Source organism: Dulcicalothrix desertica PCC 7102 (assembly GCF_003991905.1).
Lineage (GTDB): Bacteria > Cyanobacteriota > Cyanobacteriia > Cyanobacteriales > Nostocaceae > Dulcicalothrix > Dulcicalothrix desertica.
Genome location: NZ_RSCL01000004.1, coordinates 84,396 through 106,624, shown reverse-complemented (window position 1 = coordinate 106,624; position 22,229 = coordinate 84,396). Strand labels below are relative to the sequence as shown.

Here is a 22,229-nt window from a genome sequence, read left to right as displayed (position 1 = left end):
CCTACCTATTCAGTATCTTGTACTAAATCAAAACTATTAAAGTATTTTTTACCTTCTACAAGTACTGCATTTGAGCTTGTAATAACACCTTGTTTAGGTAACATATCAATTAAATTATTTGTCCCATTTGTTTTTCTAAATAAAGTTATAAACTTAATATCATCTGGACAATTAGCGTAAAGAGACTCTGTAAAACCTGCCCTTTCAGAGGAAATAGTGAAAGCAATAAACTGGTTACAAAGAGAAGGAATTAATTTCCCAATCTGTCTTCTTACGGCTATAGAAATAGGGTTTGCAGGACTATCTACTACTAATGGAAATTGATGTTGTCCTCTATTCAAAAGTGTTGTTAAAAATATGTAGCCAACAGATAGCACTTGTCCTGCGCTTCCACTAGTTTGATTTAGTAATTTTAAAGAACGGTCTACTTCTTTAATCCGAATAGGGTCTTGATATAAAACTGTTTCCAACTTATCATTACAATCTTTAACAATTGATATACGTAAATTAGCACGAGATTTTTGTAAAGATTTATCAATTATCCTTTTAAGTATTTCTGTTTTTTTATATAAATTTCTAGTTTCAGTAATTTCTGCAAGTTCGGCTTCTGCATCTCTATGGAAGTTTTTTAAAGCTTGTAAACATTTTTGGTCGTCTAAATCTTTATCAGCCGGACTCTGAGGACGATTAATTTCTTTTAATTTACTTTCTAATTTTTGCAATTCTTGCTTTTTCATATCTAAAGATTGCTGCCATTGTTTTAGCTCTTCGTCTCCTTGTTCAATTAATCTTCGCTTTAAGTTAGTAGATTCCAGAATGGCTAAATCTCGTGAGATGATGTTACTTGATAGTTCTTCTACTGAAGTAACCAATTGGTTATTAAGCTGATTATCATTATGCATCAACTGGCTGGAGATATTATTTTTTAGAGTATTTAAAAAACCAGAGGTGTCTTCTGCAAGGTATGAAACTGAACGTTGTCTTATTGTGTTGCAAGTGGTTTCGTCAAGCGGGCGCCCACAAATACAGTCTGGTTCGTCCAAAAGTTCTAGAAAAAATTGGCGAGACGTACTTGCTGGAAGTTTTAATTTGTCTAACTGATTTCTTAGCTCTAAAAGTGAATTTGCAAATGCTTCATGTAAAGCATGAGGTTTGCGAAGTATATTCATCAAGTTACTTGCAGAATTACTAACGCTGTTTATTGCTTTTAATTCTTGCTCTCTTACAATCTGATACTCTTCGTTTAATTGTGTAGTATTGCTAATATTATCACTAATTTTTTGCTCCAAATTAATAACTTCTGGTTCCAAGCTTGCAATTTTTTTCTCTAATTGGCTTTTTTCAGCTTCAATAGCTTTAATTCTTCTTTTTAGACTACTAACTTTGTTTTGCCTTTTTGTTAACGTTATGCTCGAACTAGATTTATGTTTTGTGCTTTCATCCCAGTCTCTTTGAGCTATATTCTTGATGTCTTCTAGTAAATATAATTGAAATAAAGCATCTATCGCTTGCGAAGCTTCTGATTTGTTATGGTCTAATAAATCATTTGCATATTCTCCATCAAAAATAAATAGTGGTATAAATTTATCGCTTAAAAACATTAGAACGCTACTCGGTGGTTTCCAGCCTTCTGTAATACCACCGCTTCCAGGTGCCGTAGTGCGATACTTTGCTGCAAATATTTCAAAATCAAGTTCCACTTCAAAGGTTAAAGGTTTATCGTCAATTCTTAGGTTTAATATAAAAAGTCCTTGCGAGTTATCATCACTCGGTCTACGCAAATCTAAAATTTGATTTTTAGTCCAAGTTCTCGCTTCGCCTGTCAAAGCCGCTCGTATCATTGTTAGCGTAGTAGTTTTGCCAGTACCATTTGGCATTTGGATTAAAGTCACACGAGCGGGTTTATTATCTGCTTGTATAAGGTTAATTTCTACATCAGGACATCGTAAACCTTCACTTTTCCATCCAATAATTTCTATTTTCATAGCTCATCCTTAGAATCATTTACAATAATTGCTTGACGAACGGTATCAATAAATACACTGTGTTCATCCAAACTTAATGATGAATTACACATTCCTTTCAACCAGGCTATTAGCCTATTTGCAACAGTTTCCGGTTGATTTTCTTCTGCAACTGCATCTTTAATAGCTTGAATAATTTCTGGATCTAGTGACATTCTTCTTATTTCCTCCTAGTATTTGAAAGTTCTGATAGCCATAAATAGCGTTCTTCGTCGGCGCTAATTATATCCTTATCTTCATCAGGTTCTGATTGTAAAATAAAGTCAATAACTGTAGCCCTCTTTTCTGGAAAATTTGGATTAACGCGCAAACAACGCCCTATTCGCTGAATCGTTTCTAATCTGGCACGAGATGATGAAAAAAGTATTACATTTTTAAGGTTTTTAATATCAATTCCTTGTGAAATTCTGTGACAAGTTATTAAACAATCTATATTGCCATTTGCAAATTTATTTAGATTTGCTCTGTCATCTTCAGCGTAATAAGTACGATATTTATATGTATAACCATGAATGGTTTCTAATATTTTATAACCATATTCTCTATTGTCAACAAAAATAATTGTGGAACGAGTATATTGAGAGTTTTCACGTAAGAAGCTAGCAAATATATCTGGCTTCTGTTCGGCAGTTTTGTAAACACGTGCAAGTTCTATCCAAAGTTCTGTTTGGCTCATTGGATTTCCTACTTGTGCGCGCGCACTTTGTTTATTGTAAACTTGTTTAAGCCTTTGCTTGTCGTTATCTGTTAATTGGTAATACAGAGGAATATAATTAAATTCACACAGTATACCTTGTTCTATTGCATCTTTTAATCCAAATTTAAAAACTACATTTCCTAGCTCTTGAAAAATAAACTCTGTTCCGTCTATATCATATTCTCTTTCAGGAGTTGCACTTAAGCCTAATCTATACCCAAAAGTTTGATGTTGACCAGCTAAAGATTGACGAAGAACAGGACTACCTAAGCCATGTACTTCATCATGTACAATAATCATTCGTTTTCTTTTTTCTGGTGCTAGCCTCTTAAATAAAAAGGCAAGCTTCTCTCTTGAGACAATAAGGACTGCTCCTTTATTGTTATTAACAAAACTTTCTAATTGGTGATGTGAAGCATAATGCTTTAAAACTCGAAACGGTTTACGGCGCCCAATAGACCAAGGTTCAATTTCTCTAGCCCACTGGTCAAGTAAATCTGTCCCTTCAGTACTAATGATAATTGCGTCTAATTTTTCTTCATCATCTAGGTTACTAAGTATTTTGGTCGTAGTACGTGTTTTACCTGTACCAGTAGCCATTTCTAAAACACCATGCCCTACCTGCAAAAATTTGTCTACGGCTTCATCTTGATGGCGCCATTTTTCCTCATAAACTTTTGGTTCTAATACATCATTAGTAGGGTTAGAGGGAGTAATGGTTTGATTTTTCGGTGAAATAGATGGTTTTTTATTAGGAGCATTAATTTTTATCAATTTAATCGCCTCTTCAGAAAGAGGTATAATTTTTAGCCCTTGTGCTTGGCTGTTCCAAGCTTCTTCAAATTCATCTACTTTTGTTTTGACTCGCTCTATATCCGCACTCAACCAATTACGATAAACATCAATTGATTCATAATTCCTACTGTGACCCATGCTTGACTCATTTGCAGAACCTGTAAATGCAACAGTGTCTCCCCAAGGAAAATCAAAAATGCCTATTTTCTCATGGAAAATACCAGCATCTTCCATATGCTCAGGAAATGCAAAGCGGATTATCAAGCGTTCGTTAGCTACTAACCAAGCTAATAACTCTAATCTAACATCGGCAGTATTAAGCTTTTCTGGACTACTTAAGGCATCTGTAATAACTTTATCAGCAATAGTCTGTCTTAGCTTTCGCCTTTCGGCTTCATCCAAAGATCGCTGTAGAGCTTCTTTATCCTCAATTGATAAATTAGGTGATATAATTAATTGAATTTTAACATCATCTGTTAATATTTCTTCGAGCGCCCCTGACCAAACAATTAAAGCTCCACTTGAAAAATAACCAACAGCGCGCCTGTATCTATTACAGTACTTCAAGCAAGGAGAAAAAAAATCTCTCCCTAAATCAGATTTTCCACTTCGATAATTCCCATTTATTTTACTAATAATTTCTTGACCGGATAACTTTTTGCTAGATGCAATACCCATAATTTTTCAGCTAGTAACTTTATATATAAGTTTGTTCATCTTACTAAAGTATGAAAATCTATTATTTTCTACACCAAAAAATAAAATTTAGCCAGTACTAGAGTTCTACTGAAGTAAAAACTTTTATATTATAGATTCTTTATACTTACATAATAGCGAGTATCAAATCTAAATGAAATCCGAAAAATTACACAACTTTTATATTTACTTAATAATTATTATGCCTAGCCGTTGAACTTTGTTTTCACCAAGCTTAAAATTCAATAACACCCTGGTAGCAAATACTCAACTGAACTCATGGCAAAACCAATAATCTGGGTAAACGGTGACTGTCTTAGTCCTAAAAACCCTGCACTTCAAGAATACCCAGGCGCCCCTGCTATCTGGGTATGGGATGATGCTTTACTTGATGAATGGCAAATTTCTCTCAAGCGTATTACGTTTATTTACGAATGCTTGCTGGAACTACCCGTTACTATTCGACGCGGTGACGTTGCAACAGAAGTTTTAGCGTTTGCCAAAGAAAACAACGCGACTCAAGTTGTCACCACAGACAGTCCCAGTCCTCGGTTTAACAAGATTTGTGATGAAATTGAAAAAAGCCTTGAACTAGAAGTGCTTGAGGTAGACCCCTTCTTTGACTACGACGGTTACATCGACCTCAAGCGCTTCTCGCGTTACTGGAAAGTTGCTGAAAAATACGTGTTTGACTAATTGACTCTCTTCTTACCTCTTTCTTCGTGTCCTTTGTGTCTAAGAAAGCGGGAAATCCTCGCTCCTTATGTGGTTCATTCCTCTTAACTCTACTCTCCGTGTACTCTGTGTCTCTGTGGTAAAAAATTATATGACTGCACAGGCGAGACGCCTATGCTACAGCTTGACAAAACTAACGTTATTAGTTTAAACTAATGGTGTTAGTTTTTTATTGCCAAATTACAATATGCCACGTCCAAAGGGACAGACGCTAACACAGAGAGATATTGTAGAAGCTGCCATTGCTTGTCTACACAAAGAGGGTGAATCTGGACTAGGGGTGAACCGGGTTGCTAGAGAGCTAGGAATTCAGGCGCCATCTATATATAATCACTTTTCTGGAAACGAAGCATTGCGACGCGCGGTGGTGTTGGAAGGTTGGCGCCGATTTTTAGATGTGTACTTTCAGAATACTGAAGGTATAGAGGATAAAAAGGAGTTGTTAAAAACTGCTGCTTATACCTATAGAAGTTGTGCGCGTGAAAGTCCAGCACTATATAGAGTCGTAACCAATCACCCATTACAATTAGAAGACCCAGAGTTTGCGCCTATTATTGAGCGACTCATAGCATTTTACGCCAAAGTGTTTGGGGGATTTGCCTTGAGTCAAGATGAAATGATTCATGCTGCGCGAATGTTTAATAGTACGCTGCACGGATTTGTTTTGGCAGACAAAGCAGGATTATTTTTGTTTTCACAATCAGTAGACGATAGTTTCGAGTGGATAGTCGAGACATTAATTAACGCAATAGAGCGTAAATAACCCGCCCATACAATATAAAATCATATGTGGAATTTACCCGGTGCCCCTTGGTTAATTGCTCACAAATCGATGCTGCCTGTAAATAAGCCAAAGCTATTTACAATTTGTGGGCAAGATTATGTTTTATGGAAAAATGAGAAAGGAGAAGTTTCGGCGTTAGATAATGTTTGCCCTCATCTTGGCGCCAAGCTTTCGGATGGTTGGATTTGCAATAAGACAAATACTATTGCATGTCCTTATCATGGTGTAGAGTTTGACGGTGAAGGAAGGGCAATTGTTAGTAATGAAAAAATTTCTAAACCACTTGCCAAGAAATTAGAAATAATAGTACAAGGCAACTGGATTTGGACTTATGCTAATACTGAACCGAGAATTCCAATTCCCAACGCGATGGAAGAAATAGAAAGTGAAGGTTTCTTTGCGGGTGTATCTGGTGATTTTAGTATTAAGGCGCCGTTACTTTACGCATTAGAAGTTAATCACGATTATAATCATGCGAAAGCAACACATCGTGATTTATTCAAGTTTAAAGATATTCAAATCGATTCGTTTTTTCACGAAGATTATTTTTCTGTAGTTAATGTACGTCAAATGCGGGAAGATAACACATTTACTGAATACCTTCAAAACCCATTGCTGTTATCTTATCCAAAATCGATTCAAGCGGTTGCTAAAAATTATTTTCCTTCTATTGTTGCATTTAATACTGTTACACCGTTTGGAAATGTATGTGATGTTTTCGTGATTTATCCTGAATCTGAAAATAAAACTCACACGTTTATGTTGATTTATCGACCAAAATCATTTGGTGTATTCAACTTAATACTGGATAAATTCTTAATTAATGCAGGCAATGACATATTAAAGCAAGATGCTCATGTAATTGAGAATCTTTATCCTAGATTTGAGCCGAAAATGCGTTTGCCGAATGAGCAACCTTGGAATTGGGTGAGAAAACTATATTTTGATTGGTCGAATGCTGTATAAATGTTAGGTAGAGACGTTACATGTAACGTCTCTACATGTATTATACGTAATAATACTAGGGTAATCGCTAAATTAATTTATACATTTTTCATCCGGGTATAGAATCTAAATTTTGTAAGGAGAAAATAGTATGCCTGCCTTTCAAATATATAGTAATTGCCAGGGAAAGAAAATGAACACAGTAAATTTATTAGACGATGTTTCGTTAATTAAAGAGTATATTCAAGGTAAAAATAAGCTAGGCTTTAATAATAACCTACGTGTGGAGCCTGTAGGTGAGACAATTCAGCTACTCACGAAAAAAGGTGTAATGCTTGCATCTGTTAATATTGCAAGTCAATTTAAAGTTGTATTGGTACGCCAAGATTCTAATTATTGGGAACTGATTAATAAGATTCTCTTGGAAAACAGTTTGATGCCAACAGGGAAATTGGTAAATGAGCTAATGCGCTACGAATATCACCCAATTCCTAGAGGTTATCAAATTAATTACGCTGAAGCTAACCAGTTGTGGCAGTACTGGCAGCGTAATATTAATCAAAACACTGACGGTACAAGAAGATTAAATTTACTTGTCTTCAACCCTGAAGGTTGGCAACCTATTAAAGATGTTGGACTGAGTAATGAAACTGTTTTTATCAAAACTTATGCTTCAGATGTCGTAATTCACAATTGTTCCCGAATCGCTTGGCTGGCGCCAATACGCGAGTCTTTTGATTCTCTACCACAAAAACCTACTTTTGTCAAACCAACCGTGCCAGCGATTGTAGAAGAAGATACAGCGCACGAAAACTTGCAGCTTGTTGTCCAAAATATGCTATGGAGTCAAGCTCAGGTTACTAAAGAAGTTGAACAAGTACAACAACCTTCTGTTCTTAATAGTACAAAAAATAGTTCAAAAACTGCTGGTAATGTTTTGAGTATTGACCAAGGAAGACTCTACATTCAAACGATTGAAGGGGAAATTGTGGTAGAAGGTTCAGACTTAGCGTTCTGGTTTAGTCCTCCCGAAGGTCAAAATATTCAACCTCAACCAGTAAAGGTCAAGTGATGGTAGGGGGGACTTCCCCCTTAGACGGTACATATAGATAAAATATTTATTAACTATTAATATATTTTTTGCATTTTGAAATATTTTTTTCTGTAAATATTATTACTTTAATAAAAATAAAATCCATAATAATACTTAAGAAAATCACAGTGAATTAAATGGCTTGTGTCGTTTATTTTGCAAGTGATAATCAATTGATATAACCCACAAGTCTTTAATACTGTTTATGTAAGATAGAATACATTTACCCACGAAAACAGTTGTGACACAACCGATACGGTAAGCTACCTGGGCGTGGGAAAATCAAACAAAGAAATATTAGAGAGGAAAACCGTATAGTATGCACCTGAGTGATATCACCCATCCCAACCAGTTGCACGGTTTATCAATTCGACAGTTGCAACAAATTGCTCGCCAAATTCGTGACAAGCACCTCCAAACAGTGGCGGCAATTGGTGGGCATTTGGGGCCTGGACTGGGTGTTGTTGAATTAACGCTTGGGCTTTATCAAACACTTGATTTAGACTGCGATAAAGTTATTTGGGACGTTGGACATCAAGCCTACCCTCATAAACTGATTACAGGGCGTTACAGCAATTTTGATACGTTGCGGCAAAAAGACGGTATCGCGGGTTATCTCAAACGCTGCGAAAATAAATTTGACCATTTCGGCGCCGGTCATGCTTCGACTTCGATCTCCGCTGCTTTGGGTATGGCGTTAGCGCGCGATATGAAGGGCGAAAAGTTCAAAGTTGCTGCTATTATCGGCGATGGCGCCTTGACTGGGGGTATGGCACTCGAAGCTATTAACCATGCTGGACATTTGCCCAAAACCAACTTGCTGGTAGTTCTCAACGACAACGAAATGTCTATTTCTCCAAACGTTGGCGCCATTCCCCGCTACTTAAACAAAATGCGGCTTTCACCTCCAATGCAGTTCATTACTGATAACTTTGAGGAACAAGTCAAAAACTTACCGTTTGTCGGTGAGTCCCTTTCCCCAGAATTTGAACGCATCAAAGAAGGAATGAAGCGGTTAGCGGTGCCCAAAGTTGGAGCAGTATTTGAAGAACTGGGTTTTACATATGTCGGACCAGTTGATGGACACAATTTGGAAGAATTGATATCGACGTTTAATCGCGCGCATCAAATTCCTGGGCCTGTTTTAGTTCATGTTGCCACTACTAAGGGTAAAGGTTATGAACTAGCAGAAAAAGACCAAGTTGGATATCACGCTCAAACTCCATTTAACTTGAGTACGGGTAAAGCGATTCCCTCAACTAAACCTAAACCACCTGGTTATAATAAAGTATTTGCTCATACCCTTGTTAAACTTGCCGAGCAAAATCCAAAAATTATTGGTATTACTGCGGCAATGGCAACTGGTACGGGGTTAGATAAACTTCAGCAAAAACTTCCAAATCAATATATAGATGTAGGTATTGCTGAACAACACGCAGTAACTTTAGCAGCAGGACTTGCAACTGAGGGAATACGTCCTGTATGTTGCATTTACTCAACTTTCCTGCAACGAGCATACGACCAAATTGTTCATGACGTGTGTATCCAAAACTTACCAGTGTTCTTCTGTCTTGACCGGGCAGGAATTGTTGGTTCCGATGGTCCCACACACCAAGGTATGTATGACATCGCTTACCTACGCTGTATTCCCAACATTGTAATTATGGCGCCTAAAGATGAAGCCGAAATGCAGCGCATGGTTGTTACTGGTGTAAATCATACCAGCGGACCAATTGCAATGCGATTCCCTCGTGGTAGCGGTTACGGCGTACCTTTAATGGAAGAAGGTTGGGAACCATTAGAAATTGGTAAAGGCGAAATTCTTCGCAACGGCGATGACGTACTGCTTGTGGCATACGGTACAATGGTTTACCCAGCCATGCAAACCGCCGAAGTTCTTAGTGAACATGGTATCGAAGCGACTGTAATTAATGCGCGTTTTGCCAAACCCTTAGATACAGAGTTGATATTGCCATTAGCTAAGAAAATCAAGCGCGTTGTTACCCTTGAAGAAGGTTGTACAATGGGTGGTTTCGGGACTGCCGTTGCCGAAGCGCTTTTAGATGCGGATATTGTAGTTCCGGTTAAACGTATTGGCGTTCCCGATATTTTAGTGGAACACGCAGAGCCAAACGAATCCAAAGCCCAGCTAGGTTTAACTAGTCCGCAAATGGCTGACACTATTATGCAAGCTTTCTTTAAGAAAGAACTTTCAGTCGTCAGTTAACAATTTTGGTGGGCGGTGCCCACCAATTCGCTAATATATTATTTTTATGCTGTATCGCCCAAGTTTTTAACTATGAATCTTTCTAACAGCCAAGTATATTCTGTTATATGGCATAACGATGCCGTTTCACTTATCGACCAAACCCGCATACCATACGAATACGCACTTGTTGAGATTCACCGTTGCGACGATATGGCACGTGCTATTAAAACTATGATAGTTCGAGGCGCCCCAGCGATTGGAGTAGCTGCGGCATATGGTATGTATTTGGGTGCAAGAGAAATAAAAACTGACAAACGCGATGTCTTTTTAACTGAGTTAGAAAAAGTTGCCGTAATGTTACGTGCAACTCGTCCCACCGCTGTGAATTTGTTTTGGGCAATATCGCGGTCAATGAAAGTAGCATATGAAATGTTAGGCACTGTTGACGATATTAGAAAAGCACTCCTCGAAACCGCTCAAGCAATTCAAGTAGAAGACTTACAAACTTGTCAAGCTATCGGCGACAATGGGTTAAAAGCATTACCCGCTAATCCGCATCAACTAACTTTACTTACTCATTGCAACGCAGGCGCCTTAGCTACTGCCGGATATGGTACAGCATTAGGTGTAGTACGTTCAGCATGGCGCGAAGGTAGATTAACAAGAGTATTTGCCGACGAAACCCGTCCTAGATTACAAGGCGCCAAATTAACAGCGTGGGAATGTGCCCAAGAAGGTATACCTGTTACGGTAATTACTGATAGTATGGCTGCTCACTGCATGAAACAAGGCTTAATACACGCCGTAGTAGTAGGCGCCGATAGAATAGCAGCCAATGGTGACACAGCAAACAAAATAGGCACGTATAGTTTAGCACTAGTAGCAAAAGCCCATAACGTACCTTTCTTTGTAGCGGCGCCGCTTTCAACAATAGATTTTGACCTAACAAACGGTAGTGGAATACCCATCGAAGAACGCGACCCCACAGAAATCTCTCAAATCGGCGAAACCATCATTACACCAACCATTGGCGTAGACTACTATAACCCCGCCTTTGATGTTACACCTGCCGAATTGATAGAAGCAATTATCACCGAAAACGGTGTATTCGCCCCCAAAGACCTAGTAAAGTCAAAAGAACTACAACCCGTATAGAACGTAGGTTGGGTGGAGGCTTTGCGGAACCCAACATAAATATTCGCTCGTTATCAATTGAAATTAATCCCCCCTGACCCCCCTTAATAAGGGAGGAAAAAGAGGTGTTTAAGCCCTTTTAATAAGCTAGAAAAAAACGTGCTTAAGCCCCCCTTATTAAGGGGATTGGGGGGATTTTAATTAGCTGATCGCAATGCGCCACAAGCTTATTGAGAATAAAAGAGCTTGTAATACTTATTCTTGCATTTAACCGTATGGGTTTTCTAATTGATATGCAACTTCAAGAAACATTTCTGTTAGGCTTGAGTAGGCGACTTGAGGTTCCCAATTATGCTTGTTTTTTAAATCAATCAAATCAAATGTGATGATTGGTGATGTTTGATGCTGCTGAGGGTTTCCTCTAATCACGTATACCTGATCTTCTACCTGTGTGACGGGAAACCAGCCAGAGTAATAATCTTCATAATCTCGTAATTCATTATAAAATTCAATTGCCTCCGAGAGACTATAAAGTTTACCAAAACCGAAAATTAATGTTGCTGGATTATCATGGTTAAAGCCATCGCTCATTTGATAAAACTCAAAAAACTCTTCTGGCAGCCTCAAAGGAAACTCTTCTAGATACTCCTCAATTTGTTTACTTTTAAGCCCTGGTTTTGTAATATATGGATACAATTGAGTAATTCTATTGAAAGCTTCTAATAATTCAGACATTGAGATTATCTTCACTATCATATTTCGAGGCGCCGCAGCAATTTGAACTGCTGCGGAATTTAAGATATATTAGGCAACTTGCAAAGGCTTTGTAGGAAGCATTCTAGGTTCAGGTAGCGGTTGATTTCCCTGACTCAGCATTTCAACGAAAGCTTCAATCACCTCTTGACCATTTTTGGCTGCTTCTTCATAAGTTCTGCCGTGGGTATGAAACTCCTGCCAGGGAAATTCAGGCAAGTGGACTAAGAAAAGTTGGTCTTCTTGCGACCACTGAATTACCATACTGTAGTGATAGCTCATTCTTCACCTTCCTGTTTTTCTTGTTCTTGTTTTTGTAGTTCTTCCAACTTTTTCAACACCCTCTCAATACTCTTCTCTAAATATAGCGGAGCATCATCTCCATCTTTACCTGGGATGGTTAAGGGTTCTTTAGGCAACAGGGGGTGTTTCCAATATGTATGACTTCCTTTACCTCGACCTGGTTCAAGCACATAACCGTCTTTTGCCACCTTTGCCTTTAATTCTCTTATTTTCTTTGGCATTGCCCTAACTATTAACTATTTTATTTTCTTTGCTAAAAAGTTACAAATTCAAATTTTTACCAACCTTCAAGTGTTACAGGTTCACCTTTGTAACCAACTGCTTTCAAAGCGGTGTTAAATCTGTCTAGCCCAATTTTTTTGATATCATCTACCATTTCGCACAACATCATGTAACCAAGCTTTGAACCTTCATCGTCAAGCTTTTGCGCTTCTAAGTACTCGCGCGCTAATTTACGTGCTTCGGTATCTTTTAGCGCATAGGAAGCATTATTTACAGGGTTAATTCCTTTTGATTGCAGGAAACTAACAACTCCTTGATGATTCCACAGGTAATAAGGTTTACCTTGGTTAGGCTCTATTTTCTGGAAGAGTCCACTTGCTGCTTCTGTGGGTTCTCCTTCTACGTTACGGAGTCCGTTTTCTTTTAGTATTTTGCCGAACGCTATTGCTGATTTTCCAAATTCGGCGCCTAGTTCAGTTAGTGTTCTCCACTCTGAGCGAAAATTCTTTTTAGATTTTTTACCCATACACACCTCTGGCTTTAAGAGTCAATATAGATTCAATATTGAATTCATATTGCTGAGGATAGCGTAATTATTTGGAGTAATATTCTTTTTTAAAGAAAAATAACAAGAACATTAGTACGTCTATTTAAATTCGTAATCATACTTAACATTTGGCGTAGGTAAGATGAATGCACAGGCTTTTCGGAATGCACAGGCAAGATGCCTGTGCTACAAGAGGGGGTATAATTTTTTGCCTGTGGTGGCATCGAATACGAATAAATAGTCTAAATCGAGGTTTAAATTTAATTTGTCACCTGGGTGAGGACGTATGTTTCCAGGAGCTTGGATGCTTAGGGTTTGTAGTGAACCGGGTATGGTCGCGCGTATTAGTGTTTCTCTTCCTAATGGTTCGACAACTTTGACGTCAACAGTTAAAGCTGATGGTTCAGGAGAAATATTTATATGTTCGGGTCGAATGCCTAAGTCAAGTTGTTGTGCTGTTGAAAAATTGAATTTTTTCATGGAAGCAGGTAGGGGTAGTGTTTGACCTGAAATATCAAAGGCGCCACCTGTAAATTTCGCTGGTAAAATATTCATGGGTGGATTACCAATGAAAGTTGCCACCATTCTGTTTGCTGGGTGATTATAAATTGTTTGTGGGTCTCCGATTTGTTGGATATTTCCTTGGCTTAATACCACGATTTTATCTGCTAGAGTCATTGCCTCTACTTGGTCGTGGGTGACATATACTGTTGTGTTACGTAAATTTTGATGTAATTGTTTTAACTCTGCGCGTGTGTCGTCACGCAGTTGTGCATCTAAGTTAGATAATGGTTCGTCGAGTAAAAATACTTGTGCTTGTCTGGCAATAGCTCTCCCTAACGCGACTCGCTGTTGCTGTCCACCAGAAAGCTGTTTGGGTTTACGGTCGAGCAAATGTTCTAACGATAAAGAAGCGGCAACTTCTGCAACACGCTGTTGAATAACTCTAGGTTCCATCTTCCGCATTTTCATCCCAAAGGCAATATTCTCACCTACCGACATATGGGGATATAGGGCATAATTCTGAAATACCATTGCCACGTCCCGTTGTCGTGCTGGGACATTATTAACTAAAGTTTCCCCAATGTATAAATTTCCGGAAGTGGCATTTTCCAACCCTGCTATCGTTCGCAGTATTGTAGACTTTCCGCATCCACTTGGGCCAACTAGTACCCAAAACTCACCATCGGGTATCTCAAAGGTAATATCCTCTATTGCCGTCACATTGTTAAAACGGCGTTTGATGTTTTCAAGACGAACGTTTGCCATTTATTTGTCAGTCTTCTCTCATAACCATTAAATTGTAATGTAAAACAGCAGGATAGGTGTCTCGCCTGTTCTAACATATAATCATAATCAGGGAAGATGCACGTAATTAGCTTTAAAGCCTTAAGAGAGTATGCTGAAATTCATGCAGATTGTCGGGAAGCTCTTATTTACTGGTATAAAGTTGCTAGCAAAGCCAAATGGTCGAATCTAGTTGAAGTCCAGGAGATTTTTTTATAAAGCTGAAGCAGTCGGTAATTTTACTGTCTCTAATATTAAAGCGAACAAATACCGATTGATTGTTAGTATAGATTATAAAGAGTAATTAATTTACGTTAAATATATCCTCATACACTCTGAGTACGATAAGGATTATTGGAAAAATGACCCTCACTTTTAATCAAGAAAAATACAGAGAATTATTAATAACTTATCTTCCTAAACTTATTAAAAATGAAGCTGAAAACGAACAAGCTTTAGCTATTGTAGGGAATTTAATGCATCGCGAACGAATTCCTGAAGAAACTGAGTTATATCAATTGCTAATTACATTAATCGAAAAGTTTGAACAAGAAAATTATCATTTTGATATGACATCAAGTTGCACGGAATCTTTATTATCATTTCTTTTTGAACAATTAAACAAAAATAAAGATGATTTACAGGCATTTTTAGGGTTAGAAACTTCGGTAGATGATATTTTAGATGGTAGACAAAATATTACTCCAGAACAAGCTAAAAAACTTGGCGCCTTTTTTCACGTAGAGCCAAGCTTATTCACAGAATAAATCATAAATTATTTTTATAGCACTAATGAACTAATTGGAGTAATTAAGTTTGGAACGGACAAGGATGCCCATTCCACAAGATAATTTTGTATATTTTTTATTTAGAAGTCTTTTATGTCTCAATCAAATCACACAATCAATCGTCCTCGTTTAGCAATTACTTTGGGAGACCCTGCGGGGATAGGACCAGAGGTAGTTTTGAAAGCTTTATCAGATTCACAATTTTGGGAATTTGATATTACTGTTGTAGGTACTCGAAGTTTACTGGTTGACACGTATACTAAACTTAAATCTATTGACGGTATAGGTAAGCTAGTTGAACCATCGGAATTAAAAATCTTAGATGTTGAGATAGGCGCCGCCACTATCGCTAATATTATTCCTGGAGAAGGTTCGGCTGCAAGCGGAAGAGCTAGTTTTGCTTTTTTAGAACAAGCTATTGCGCGTGCTACTACTGGAGAGTTTGATGCTATTGTCACGGCGCCAATAGCAAAGTCAGCGTGGAAGGCAGCAGGATATAATTATCCAGGACAAACTGAACTTTTACAAGAAAAATCTGGCGCCAAACGTGTGGGTATGTTATTTGTTGCGCGTTCTCCTCACACTGGTTGGATACTTAGGACATTACTAGCCACTACACATATTCCTTTATGTCAAGTAGCTAAAGTATTAACTCCAGAGTTAATGACGCAAAAACTTGATTTATTAGTAGAGTGCTTGAAAAATGATTTTGGTATTGAATATCCTCGGATTGCCGTTTCTGGCTTAAATCCTCATAGCGGTGAACAAGGGCAATTAGGTACTGAGGAACAAGACTGGCTAGTGCATTGGATAGAAGAACAAAATAGTACTAAATTACGTTTAGATGGCCCTATTCCACCAGATACTATGTGGGTTAAACCTGGTATGGCTTGGTATGGAAATTCTCAAAACTCTAATCCTGCTGACGCTTACCTAGCACTTTACCACGACCAAGGTTTAATACCTGTGAAGTTAATGGCGTTTGACCGTGCGGTTAATACTTCTATTGGTTTACCTTTTGTTCGTACTTCCCCAGACCACGGTACTGCATTTGATATTGCCCTTAAAGGTATTGCCGATGCTACAAGTATGAAAGCAGCAATTGAATTAGCCCAATCTTTATCTATTCAGCGCAAAGAGCGAAAATCTATTTTTGTATAACTTTAATAAAAGAAACCGGGTTTATACGCATTCATTGTCGCAGAAAAATTGTCGTTTTTATTACAATGTATCAACAAAGAAACCCGGTTTCTAAAATTTTAGATTATCAAATGTATAAAAAAAATGTATATATTTATGATACTAGGCAGTTGGTGATAGTATTATCGACGATACTTTAAATCCATCAGGAGAAACGATGAATAATTTACTTCGTAATGTATTAGTTGGTGCAGGTATCGCTACCGTTGGTGCAATTGGAACGAAGGCAGCAGTAGATTATTTTAAAAATCGTGGAGAAGAAGAAGTAGTTGACGAGAGTCAAGGTGATGCGGAACCAACATCACCTCAAGAAGTTGCTTATGCTACTGTAGAACCAAGTTCTGTACAGTCATTTTTAGATGCAAGTTTTGGAGACGCAGGTCGATATGTCCCTAACCGTCCACCCAAAATTTTTGACTACCAGGGTCAGCAGTACATGGTTATTTGGGCACAAGATAACAAGCAAAATAAAAACCAAATGATGGCGTTCCAGTATACAGATGCTGGACGTAAAATGATTGCCAGTGTTGGATACACAGGTGATAAAACTGATTACAACCTTAATTTAGCAGGAACACCTTTTGCCGTTGATGTCAATGGACAATTATTAACTTCTGGTCAATCACAAGCTGCTGGAACTAATGATGTTGACTTTGTGCTTGCTTAAATAAATTGAGTTATATAAGCGTGAAGGGGGAGATATTCTAACCAAAGATATATATCTCCACGCTTCACTCTATGGAAAGATTAAATCCTGGTTAGTTTCAGATAAATTCTTGTTAGTAATCAAATTTCTGAAAAATATCTGGCATCTTTAAATGTCGCGGAGAAAATTATATGGCTAACAAACTTTTCGATAATATCATTCCTCAAGAGCCACCTACTAATGACCGTTCGGATGTTCATGCGTTGAAATCACGTCTTGAATGGGGTGAGCCTGCTTTCACAATTCTTGACGTGCGTGAGCGTAGAGCATTTAATGAAGGGCATATTATGGGCGCCATGTCAATGCCATTAGAAGATTTGGAAAGAATGGCAGCTACAATCCAAAAAAGTCGTGACATCTACCTTTATGGTGAAGGTGAAGAGCAAACTGCACAAGCAGCACAACATCTCAGAAGTGCTGGATATGAAAGCGTATCAGAATTGAGAGGTGGTTTGGCAGCATGGAAAGCTATTGGTGGACCAACCGAAGGTATTGTTGAATCCATGACTCCTGCTGGCGCCGATGATTACAACGTTGTAGCACGCATTAAGAATCATACAGAAACCCAAAATAAAGAAGTGTAAATATGTAGAGACGCGATATATCGCGTCTCTACGTTGCTAATGTTCAAATAAATCTTTAAATTGCATTAAATCTAACGTTACGATTGTGGGCAAACATTGAAAACACTGCTCTGCCATGTCGTAGCGTTCTTCGCGTTTCAGCATATCTATTAGTTTTTGCCGTGCGCTAATTAAGTACCGAACATCGTTGGCAGCATAACTTAACTGAGCTTCACTTAGGTTAACTGCGTTTCCCCAGTCAGAACTTTGTGCGCTTTTGTCAAGTTCAACTTTTTCGAGTTCGAGGATTAATTCTTTGAGTCCGTGACGGTTTGTGTAGGTACGCGCGAGTTTACTGGCTATTTTAGTGCAAAAAACAGGCTGGACATTAATGTCAAGATTGTAGCGCAGCGCCGCGAGGTCAAAACGCGCGAAGTGGAAGATTTTAACAGTATTTGTCGCTTCAAGCAGTTTTTTTAAGTTTTTGGCTTCGGTTTGTCCACGTAAAATCCGAATTGCCGTAACTTGAGCGTCACTATTACATAATTGAACTAAGCACAAACGGTCACGCTGTGGTAATAGTCCCATTGTTTCTGTATCAACAGCAATCGCATCACTTTTTAAATAAGTCGATAGAGTCGCTTCATCTATATCGCTGTCGCAAACTTGGAAATCAGGTAGTGTCATAAGAGTAATGAGTGCTGAGTGCTGAGTGCTGAGTGAAGAGACAATTAATTGTGTTTCTACTCAGCACTCAGCACTTTCTACTCAGCACTATATCATCTACTCAGCACTCAGCACTTTCTACTCAGCACTATCACTTGTTATTGATGAAAATCTCGGTGAAGTAGATTTCTCCCTTACTATTAGCTGCTACACCAATTCCAGTTTGGCTGTAATTGCCTTCGATGTTTTGTTTATGACCCTGACTTTTGAGCCAACCTTGAACAGCTTGAGTTGCTGGGTCTTTGTAACCTTGGTTGTATGCTATATTTTCAGCGGCGCCATTATAAGCAATGCCTATAGATTTGACGCGATTACTAAAATCTTGGTGGCTAAATGGAATTTTGCCGTTAGCCATGTTTTGGCTGTGCGTTCTAGCCTGATTATCTATTTTAGTATTGCGTGTTAATTTAGACAGTCCTTTTGATGCGCGATACTGATTGATTTGGTCAAAAATTGATCGTTCTATAGTAGCAATATTGACAGTGGTAGATTGTGCAACCTGGATAGCACGCGGCGCCTGTTTAGAAGATAGCCGCGTGCTTGCGGAAGTGCTGTTTGGCAGCGAAATGAATCCGCTTGCGAGTAAAATAGCACCGATAGTAATAACATGTCGGTTCATAAATATCTAGCTCGTCAATTAATAGGGAACACTGTTTTAATCTACACCGATAATTTTTTCTCTGCTTACGTAAAAATCGGTTTGAGGACAGTTTCTAAATTGACACATACAAAGATATTTATTAAGTGTTTGCACTTATTATTTAGAATTAGTCATCGATTAAGAATAAAAATTTGAGTGAGATAGACCTGTCCTTCTTTATTGGTGGCAACTCCGATACCAGTCAGGTTGTAATTGCCCTTAAGATTTTTTAAGTGACCAGGACTTTTAATCCAACCGCGAATCGCTTCAGCAACAGGGTCATCGTACCCTTGATTAAAAGCAACGTTTTCAGCAGCGCTTTGGTAACGAACTGCTGTCGATTTGACGCGCTTTTCAAACCCATTGTGGCTAAAAGGGACTTTACCACTAGCCATATTTTGACTGTGAACCCTTGCTTGCTTTGAAATTCTGCTGTTGAGCGTGAGTCTCGATAAACCTTTAGAAGCTCGATAGCGGTTGATTTGCTCAAAAACAGATTTTTCTAGCTCGCTGGTATTGAAATTACCAGTTAGTACAGCTTGACTGGTAATTGGCACTGACTTTACTTGATTAACTTTTTTTGCTGAAATCTGGGTTGGTATGGCATTTGTTAACCCGCTAGCAAGGACAATCGTACTTAGAGCTATGCCAAAAGCAGTTTGTCGAATCATCTATAACTCGTTTGGTAGGTGTATTTAATCTAATAAGAGTACAGCAAGTGCTGGTTATTTCTTTGATATACGTGTGTACTGAACGATATTCCGGACGGGACTCAAATCTTTCCAGATTCCGATTTTCGCGTCAATATCGTTGAAATACAATCTATAACTATAAAGTAATTACGAAATATTGTTAAAAATTTTAATAAGTTAACGTAAAGTTTACGTAGTTTTACGCGAGCTAACAAAAAACCCGGTTTTACAAGTGTAGTGCGGGATGATTGAATATAGAATGATGAATATTTGTGGAGAAACTTAAAATGGGTACTATTTTCTTCGTTCTTTATATTGGCGCCTTTTTTGCTTTGGCTGTAGGTCTGCTGTTTGGGCTACGGGCAGCTAAAATTATTTAATGAATGTAAAGACGCGATATATAAAGACGCGATGTATAAAGACGCGTTCACGTAGTGTCCCGCAGGGAATATATCGCGTCTCTACATGATTTAGATGGTTTGGGGTATGGTTTGGTTTTTCTTGACGAATGGTGCCCGCATGGATAATCCTAGTAGGCCAAGTAATTCGCTATCGGCATCATAACCAGGACAGGGAGTGGTGACGGTGAGCATGTGTCCATCGTCGCTAGAAAAGATAGAATTGGCGCCAGCCATAAAACAAAATGCCTGTTCGACTTGAGATAGTCTGGCTCTGCCTGCACTTAAGCGCACGTCAGACGTGGGCATAATAATACGAGCAGTGGAAATCATCCGTATTACATCCCAAAATGGGACATCGGGTTGATTTTCGAGGGGTGTACCCTTAACTTGTGAAAGAATATTAATTGGTACCGATTCGGGGTGAGGGTTTAGGGTTGAGAGGGTGTGGAGCATTGATACTCGGTCTTCTGGAGTTTCACCCAAACCTAAAATACCACCCGAACAGACGGTTACATTGGTTTGACGAACGTTATTTATTGTATTGAGACGGTCGTCGTAGGTTCGTGTGGTAATAATTGTGCTGTAATAATCGCGCGAGGTATCAAGATTATGGTTATAAGCGTAGAGTCCTGCTTCATCTAGACGCTTTGCCTGGTTTTCGGTAAGCATTCCCAACGTGCAGCAAACCTCTAACCCCATTGAAGTGACATCTTTAACCATGTCAAGGACTTCCTCAAACTGTTTATTATCACGTACTTCACGCCAAGCGGCGCCCATACAAACGCGACTAATACCACTAGCTTTGGCTTGTTTTGCAATATTAAGAACTGTTTCTTTTTCTAGAAGTGCTTGGGGTGTTACTTCGGTTTTGTAGCGAGATGACTGGGCACAATAACCACAATCTTCAGGACAGGCGCCTGTTTTAATAGATATAAGCTTACAAACTTGAATTTGCTTGGGGTTATGATACTGGCGATGGACGCTAGCTGCTTGATAAACTAGCTCAAGCAAAGGTGTATTATAGATTTCGCGTATTTCGGCTTCTTGCCAATCGTAGCGTACTATCACGAATCCGCTGTCCTTATAATCAAGAATTTCTATGATAGTACCTTGAAAGAGTGGAAAGTGCTGAGTGCGCTCGTGCTGAGTAGAGTATAAAGTTAGAAGGCGCGGAGTTAAGAGTTAAGAGTTTATACTCAGCACTCAGCACTTTTTACTCAGCACTCTTTAAAGTAATAATAGTTACTTCGGGTGGGCAAAACAGGCGCCCAGGAGGATAAGTACCCAAACCGCGATTGACATAAAGTTGATTATTTCCAACTTGGTGGAAACCTTGTGCCCATTCCCAATGTCGTACAACTTTAGCACAACCACCACGTAGAAAAGGTATATATTTACGGATTTTGCGTGGTATTTTGCGAATAACTTTGTAGTAGTACACAACCAAAGGGCCAACCCCAGGAATCACGATTTGTGAACCGTGGGTATGACCACTAAGCTGTAAATCTACGCGCCACTTTTGTACGAATTCAAACGTATCTGGATTGTGGGAAAGGACAATACGCGGTATATTAGGGTCGAGTTGGTCGAGTATTGTTGGGTCAAATTTTCCTGACCAATAATCAGCAAGACCAACAAAAGGCAACTCTGATCCCAAGGGATAACCAATTTCGTCCCATAAAACTTGAACACCGATACTTGTAAAAGCATCGGTGATTATGGAACGCGAGTGTTTATAGTACAAATCGTGGTTTCCTAAACAAGCGCAAATTCCAGCGCGCGTTTGTAAATGCTTGAGGTACTGTACTAATTGATGAATTGGTGATGGATCATCGGTGACATAATCGCCTGTAAGCACAACCAAGTCAGGTTCTGCTTCATTACTAACTTTAATCGCCTGTTCAAGCATTTCATCTGACAAGCGCAAACCGTCATAATGCAAATCAGACAGATGTACTAATACAGTTCCATCTAACGATGTCGGTAGATTTGCAATATTAACCGTTATTCTCTCAACGCTCAACGGTCCAGAAAACAACACGCGCATAAGGTTAACCTTACTCCTCCTACCAGCGCTATCAGCTTAACAAATCGTGACCGTTATTTACGTATAATCCTTGATAATTTCTTGAAATCTTTATGAAAGAGTAATTAATTACAGTGTTGTTACGGTATTCATCAGTAACTTAAACTGCTATGGTACTTTGATACAATAAGTTTTAATACTTATATTATCTTCTTCATGTAATTTTATATACTCTACTAAATGTATAAGTTTTGTTAAAATTA

The 22,229-nt window shown here is 38.5% G+C and carries 24 protein-coding genes and 1 pseudogene; 12 read left to right on the top strand and 13 right to left on the bottom strand.

All coding sequences use genetic code 11. The features are described from left to right. Positions 1 to 5: 5 nt before the first annotated feature. From DSM106972_RS09675 to DSM106972_RS09665, 3 genes are read right to left on the bottom strand one after another with little or no spacing between them, the layout of a single operon-like run. On the bottom strand, positions 6 to 1,985 hold the full coding sequence (locus tag DSM106972_RS09675; protein ID WP_127080515.1) for an AAA family ATPase: 1,980 nt from the start codon (positions 1,983 to 1,985) through the stop codon (positions 6 to 8). Beyond that, positions 1,982 to 2,179, bottom strand: coding sequence for a CxC ATPase DNA modification system associated small protein (locus DSM106972_RS09670; RefSeq protein ID WP_127080514.1), 198 nt, complete (start codon positions 2,177 to 2,179; stop codon positions 1,982 to 1,984). The genes DSM106972_RS09675 and DSM106972_RS09670 overlap by 4 nt, the downstream gene beginning before the upstream one ends. 5 nt (positions 2,180 to 2,184) lie before the next feature. Next, a complete protein-coding gene (locus tag DSM106972_RS09665) occupies positions 2,185 to 4,194 on the bottom strand; it encodes a DEAD/DEAH box helicase family protein (protein WP_127080513.1) in 2,010 nt (669 codons plus the stop codon). Positions 4,195 to 4,491: 297 nt separating this feature from the next. Between DSM106972_RS09665 and DSM106972_RS09660 the strand changes: the two genes are divergently transcribed. The 6 genes from DSM106972_RS09660 (at position 4,492) to mtnA (ending at position 11,133) form a co-directional block, all read left to right on the top strand. After that, entirely contained in the window at positions 4,492 to 4,908 is a 417-nt protein-coding gene (locus DSM106972_RS09660) for a hypothetical protein (RefSeq protein ID WP_127080512.1), read from the top strand. 226 nt (positions 4,909 to 5,134) lie between these two features. Then, entirely contained in the window at positions 5,135 to 5,710 is a 576-nt protein-coding gene (locus DSM106972_RS09655) for a TetR/AcrR family transcriptional regulator (protein ID WP_127080511.1), read from the top strand. Positions 5,711 to 5,734: 24 nt separating this feature from the next. Beyond that, on the top strand, positions 5,735 to 6,697 hold the full coding sequence (locus tag DSM106972_RS09650) for an aromatic ring-hydroxylating oxygenase subunit alpha (protein ID WP_127080510.1): 963 nt from the start codon (positions 5,735 to 5,737) through the stop codon (positions 6,695 to 6,697). A 172-nt stretch (positions 6,698 to 6,869) separates the two neighbouring features. Continuing rightward, the gene (locus DSM106972_RS09645; protein ID WP_127080509.1) at positions 6,870 to 7,748 is read left to right on the top strand and encodes a hypothetical protein; all 879 of its coding nucleotides are present in this window, start codon (positions 6,870 to 6,872) and stop codon (positions 7,746 to 7,748) included. Between the two features lie 340 nt (positions 7,749 to 8,088). Then, positions 8,089 to 9,996, top strand: a complete 1,908-nt coding sequence (dxs, locus tag DSM106972_RS09640) for a 1-deoxy-D-xylulose-5-phosphate synthase (protein ID WP_127080508.1) — start codon at positions 8,089 to 8,091, stop codon at positions 9,994 to 9,996. 72 nt (positions 9,997 to 10,068) lie between these two features. Beyond that, a complete protein-coding gene (gene mtnA, locus DSM106972_RS09635) occupies positions 10,069 to 11,133 on the top strand; it encodes an S-methyl-5-thioribose-1-phosphate isomerase (RefSeq protein ID WP_127080507.1) in 1,065 nt (354 codons plus the stop codon). A 246-nt stretch (positions 11,134 to 11,379) separates the two neighbouring features. Here the strand turns inward: mtnA and DSM106972_RS09630 are convergent, their stop codons facing one another. The 5 genes from DSM106972_RS09630 to DSM106972_RS09610 all read right to left on the bottom strand — a co-directional run bounded on the left by DSM106972_RS09630 (position 11,380) and on the right by DSM106972_RS09610 (position 14,206). Continuing rightward, positions 11,380 to 11,847: an SMI1/KNR4 family protein gene (locus DSM106972_RS09630; protein ID WP_158632798.1), complete on the bottom strand. Its 468-nt coding sequence runs from the start codon at positions 11,845 to 11,847 to the stop codon at positions 11,380 to 11,382. Between the two features lie 69 nt (positions 11,848 to 11,916). After that, on the bottom strand, positions 11,917 to 12,147 hold the full coding sequence (locus DSM106972_RS09625) for a type II toxin-antitoxin system HicB family antitoxin (protein ID WP_127080505.1): 231 nt from the start codon (positions 12,145 to 12,147) through the stop codon (positions 11,917 to 11,919). Then, the gene (locus tag DSM106972_RS09620; protein WP_127080504.1) at positions 12,144 to 12,389 is read right to left on the bottom strand and encodes a type II toxin-antitoxin system HicA family toxin; all 246 of its coding nucleotides are present in this window, start codon (positions 12,387 to 12,389) and stop codon (positions 12,144 to 12,146) included. Before DSM106972_RS09620 ends, DSM106972_RS09625 begins: the two co-directional genes overlap by 4 nt. Positions 12,390 to 12,445: 56 nt before the next feature. After that, complete coding sequence (locus DSM106972_RS09615) at positions 12,446 to 12,916, bottom strand: hypothetical protein (RefSeq protein ID WP_127080503.1); 471 nt, start codon at positions 12,914 to 12,916, stop codon at positions 12,446 to 12,448. A 207-nt stretch (positions 12,917 to 13,123) separates the two neighbouring features. Then, positions 13,124 to 14,206, bottom strand: coding sequence for an ABC transporter ATP-binding protein (locus DSM106972_RS09610; RefSeq protein ID WP_127080502.1), 1,083 nt, complete (start codon positions 14,204 to 14,206; stop codon positions 13,124 to 13,126). Between the two features lie 96 nt (positions 14,207 to 14,302). Between DSM106972_RS09610 and DSM106972_RS09605 the strand changes: the two are divergent. From DSM106972_RS09605 to DSM106972_RS09585, 5 genes and pseudogenes are all read left to right on the top strand, one after another. Then, positions 14,303 to 14,603 (top strand): annotated as a pseudogene (locus DSM106972_RS09605) (type II toxin-antitoxin system HigB family toxin). Then, positions 14,587 to 14,991 carry a helix-turn-helix domain-containing protein gene (locus DSM106972_RS09600; protein ID WP_127080501.1) on the top strand — a complete coding sequence of 135 codons (405 nt, stop codon included), beginning with the start codon at positions 14,587 to 14,589 and terminating at the stop codon, positions 14,989 to 14,991. The pseudogene DSM106972_RS09605 and the gene DSM106972_RS09600 overlap by 17 nt, the downstream one beginning before the upstream one ends. Positions 14,992 to 15,105: 114 nt before the next feature. After that, positions 15,106 to 16,173, top strand: coding sequence for a 4-hydroxythreonine-4-phosphate dehydrogenase PdxA (gene pdxA / locus DSM106972_RS09595; protein ID WP_127080500.1), 1,068 nt, complete (start codon positions 15,106 to 15,108; stop codon positions 16,171 to 16,173). 196 nt (positions 16,174 to 16,369) lie between these two features. After that, the gene (locus DSM106972_RS09590) at positions 16,370 to 16,879 is read left to right on the top strand and encodes a hypothetical protein (RefSeq protein ID WP_127080499.1); all 510 of its coding nucleotides are present in this window, start codon (positions 16,370 to 16,372) and stop codon (positions 16,877 to 16,879) included. A gap of 170 nt (positions 16,880 to 17,049) precedes the next feature. After that, on the top strand, positions 17,050 to 17,502 hold the full coding sequence (locus DSM106972_RS09585) for a rhodanese-like domain-containing protein (protein ID WP_127080498.1): 453 nt from the start codon (positions 17,050 to 17,052) through the stop codon (positions 17,500 to 17,502). 36 nt (positions 17,503 to 17,538) lie between these two features. Here DSM106972_RS09585 and DSM106972_RS09580 read toward each other — a convergent pair whose 3' ends face one another. The 3 genes from DSM106972_RS09580 to DSM106972_RS09570 all read right to left on the bottom strand — a co-directional run bounded on the left by DSM106972_RS09580 (position 17,539) and on the right by DSM106972_RS09570 (position 19,518). Beyond that, on the bottom strand, positions 17,539 to 18,168 hold the full coding sequence (locus DSM106972_RS09580; RefSeq protein WP_127080497.1) for a ribonuclease H-like domain-containing protein: 630 nt from the start codon (positions 18,166 to 18,168) through the stop codon (positions 17,539 to 17,541). Positions 18,169 to 18,298: 130 nt separating this feature from the next. Further along, the gene (locus DSM106972_RS09575) at positions 18,299 to 18,826 is read right to left on the bottom strand and encodes a CAP domain-containing protein (RefSeq protein ID WP_127080496.1); all 528 of its coding nucleotides are present in this window, start codon (positions 18,824 to 18,826) and stop codon (positions 18,299 to 18,301) included. A gap of 152 nt (positions 18,827 to 18,978) precedes the next feature. Further along, positions 18,979 to 19,518 carry a CAP domain-containing protein gene (locus tag DSM106972_RS09570; RefSeq protein ID WP_127080495.1) on the bottom strand — a complete coding sequence of 180 codons (540 nt, stop codon included), beginning with the start codon at positions 19,516 to 19,518 and terminating at the stop codon, positions 18,979 to 18,981. A gap of 308 nt (positions 19,519 to 19,826) precedes the next feature. Here DSM106972_RS09570 and petL point away from each other — a divergent pair, with 308 nt between their 5' ends. After that, on the top strand, positions 19,827 to 19,919 hold the full coding sequence (gene petL / locus DSM106972_RS09565) for a cytochrome b6-f complex subunit PetL (protein WP_073622996.1): 93 nt from the start codon (positions 19,827 to 19,829) through the stop codon (positions 19,917 to 19,919). Positions 19,920 to 20,009: 90 nt separating this feature from the next. On the opposite strand, the gene bioB is transcribed toward petL, so the two are convergent. After that, a complete protein-coding gene (bioB, locus tag DSM106972_RS09560) occupies positions 20,010 to 21,008 on the bottom strand; it encodes a biotin synthase BioB (RefSeq protein ID WP_127080494.1) in 999 nt (332 codons plus the stop codon). A 145-nt stretch (positions 21,009 to 21,153) separates the two neighbouring features. Beyond that, on the bottom strand, positions 21,154 to 21,987 hold the full coding sequence (locus tag DSM106972_RS09555; protein WP_127080493.1) for a metallophosphoesterase: 834 nt from the start codon (positions 21,985 to 21,987) through the stop codon (positions 21,154 to 21,156). Between the last annotated feature and the right edge of the window lie 242 nt (positions 21,988 to 22,229).

Bases quoted from the DNA above. Each gene is read 5' to 3' on its own strand.
- DSM106972_RS09675 (WP_127080515.1), bottom strand. From the start codon at position 1,985: ATGAAAATAGAAATTATTGGATGGAAAAGTGAAGGTTTACGATGTCCT.
- DSM106972_RS09670 (WP_127080514.1), bottom strand. From the start codon at position 2,179: ATGTCACTAGATCCAGAAATTATTCAAGCTATTAAAGATGCAGTTGCA.
- DSM106972_RS09665 (WP_127080513.1), bottom strand. From the start codon at position 4,194: ATGGGTATTGCATCTAGCAAAAAGTTATCCGGTCAAGAAATTATTAGT.
- DSM106972_RS09660 (WP_127080512.1), top strand. From the start codon at position 4,492: ATGGCAAAACCAATAATCTGGGTAAACGGTGACTGTCTTAGTCCTAAA.
- DSM106972_RS09655 (WP_127080511.1), top strand. From the start codon at position 5,135: ATGCCACGTCCAAAGGGACAGACGCTAACACAGAGAGATATTGTAGAA.
- DSM106972_RS09650 (WP_127080510.1), top strand. From the start codon at position 5,735: ATGTGGAATTTACCCGGTGCCCCTTGGTTAATTGCTCACAAATCGATG.
- DSM106972_RS09645 (WP_127080509.1), top strand. From the start codon at position 6,870: ATGAACACAGTAAATTTATTAGACGATGTTTCGTTAATTAAAGAGTAT.
- dxs (WP_127080508.1), top strand. From the start codon at position 8,089: ATGCACCTGAGTGATATCACCCATCCCAACCAGTTGCACGGTTTATCA.
- mtnA (WP_127080507.1), top strand. From the start codon at position 10,069: ATGAATCTTTCTAACAGCCAAGTATATTCTGTTATATGGCATAACGAT.
- DSM106972_RS09630 (WP_158632798.1), bottom strand. From the start codon at position 11,847: ATGTCTGAATTATTAGAAGCTTTCAATAGAATTACTCAATTGTATCCA.
- DSM106972_RS09625 (WP_127080505.1), bottom strand. From the start codon at position 12,147: ATGAGCTATCACTACAGTATGGTAATTCAGTGGTCGCAAGAAGACCAA.
- DSM106972_RS09620 (WP_127080504.1), bottom strand. From the start codon at position 12,389: ATGCCAAAGAAAATAAGAGAATTAAAGGCAAAGGTGGCAAAAGACGGT.
- DSM106972_RS09615 (WP_127080503.1), bottom strand. From the start codon at position 12,916: ATGGGTAAAAAATCTAAAAAGAATTTTCGCTCAGAGTGGAGAACACTA.
- DSM106972_RS09610 (WP_127080502.1), bottom strand. From the start codon at position 14,206: ATGGCAAACGTTCGTCTTGAAAACATCAAACGCCGTTTTAACAATGTG.
- DSM106972_RS09600 (WP_127080501.1), top strand. From the start codon at position 14,587: ATGACCCTCACTTTTAATCAAGAAAAATACAGAGAATTATTAATAACT.
- pdxA (WP_127080500.1), top strand. From the start codon at position 15,106: ATGTCTCAATCAAATCACACAATCAATCGTCCTCGTTTAGCAATTACT.
- DSM106972_RS09590 (WP_127080499.1), top strand. From the start codon at position 16,370: ATGAATAATTTACTTCGTAATGTATTAGTTGGTGCAGGTATCGCTACC.
- DSM106972_RS09585 (WP_127080498.1), top strand. From the start codon at position 17,050: ATGGCTAACAAACTTTTCGATAATATCATTCCTCAAGAGCCACCTACT.
- DSM106972_RS09580 (WP_127080497.1), bottom strand. From the start codon at position 18,168: ATGACACTACCTGATTTCCAAGTTTGCGACAGCGATATAGATGAAGCG.
- DSM106972_RS09575 (WP_127080496.1), bottom strand. From the start codon at position 18,826: ATGAACCGACATGTTATTACTATCGGTGCTATTTTACTCGCAAGCGGA.
- DSM106972_RS09570 (WP_127080495.1), bottom strand. From the start codon at position 19,518: ATGATTCGACAAACTGCTTTTGGCATAGCTCTAAGTACGATTGTCCTT.
- petL (WP_073622996.1), top strand. From the start codon at position 19,827: ATGGGTACTATTTTCTTCGTTCTTTATATTGGCGCCTTTTTTGCTTTG.
- DSM106972_RS09555 (WP_127080493.1), bottom strand. From the start codon at position 21,987: ATGCGCGTGTTGTTTTCTGGACCGTTGAGCGTTGAGAGAATAACGGTT.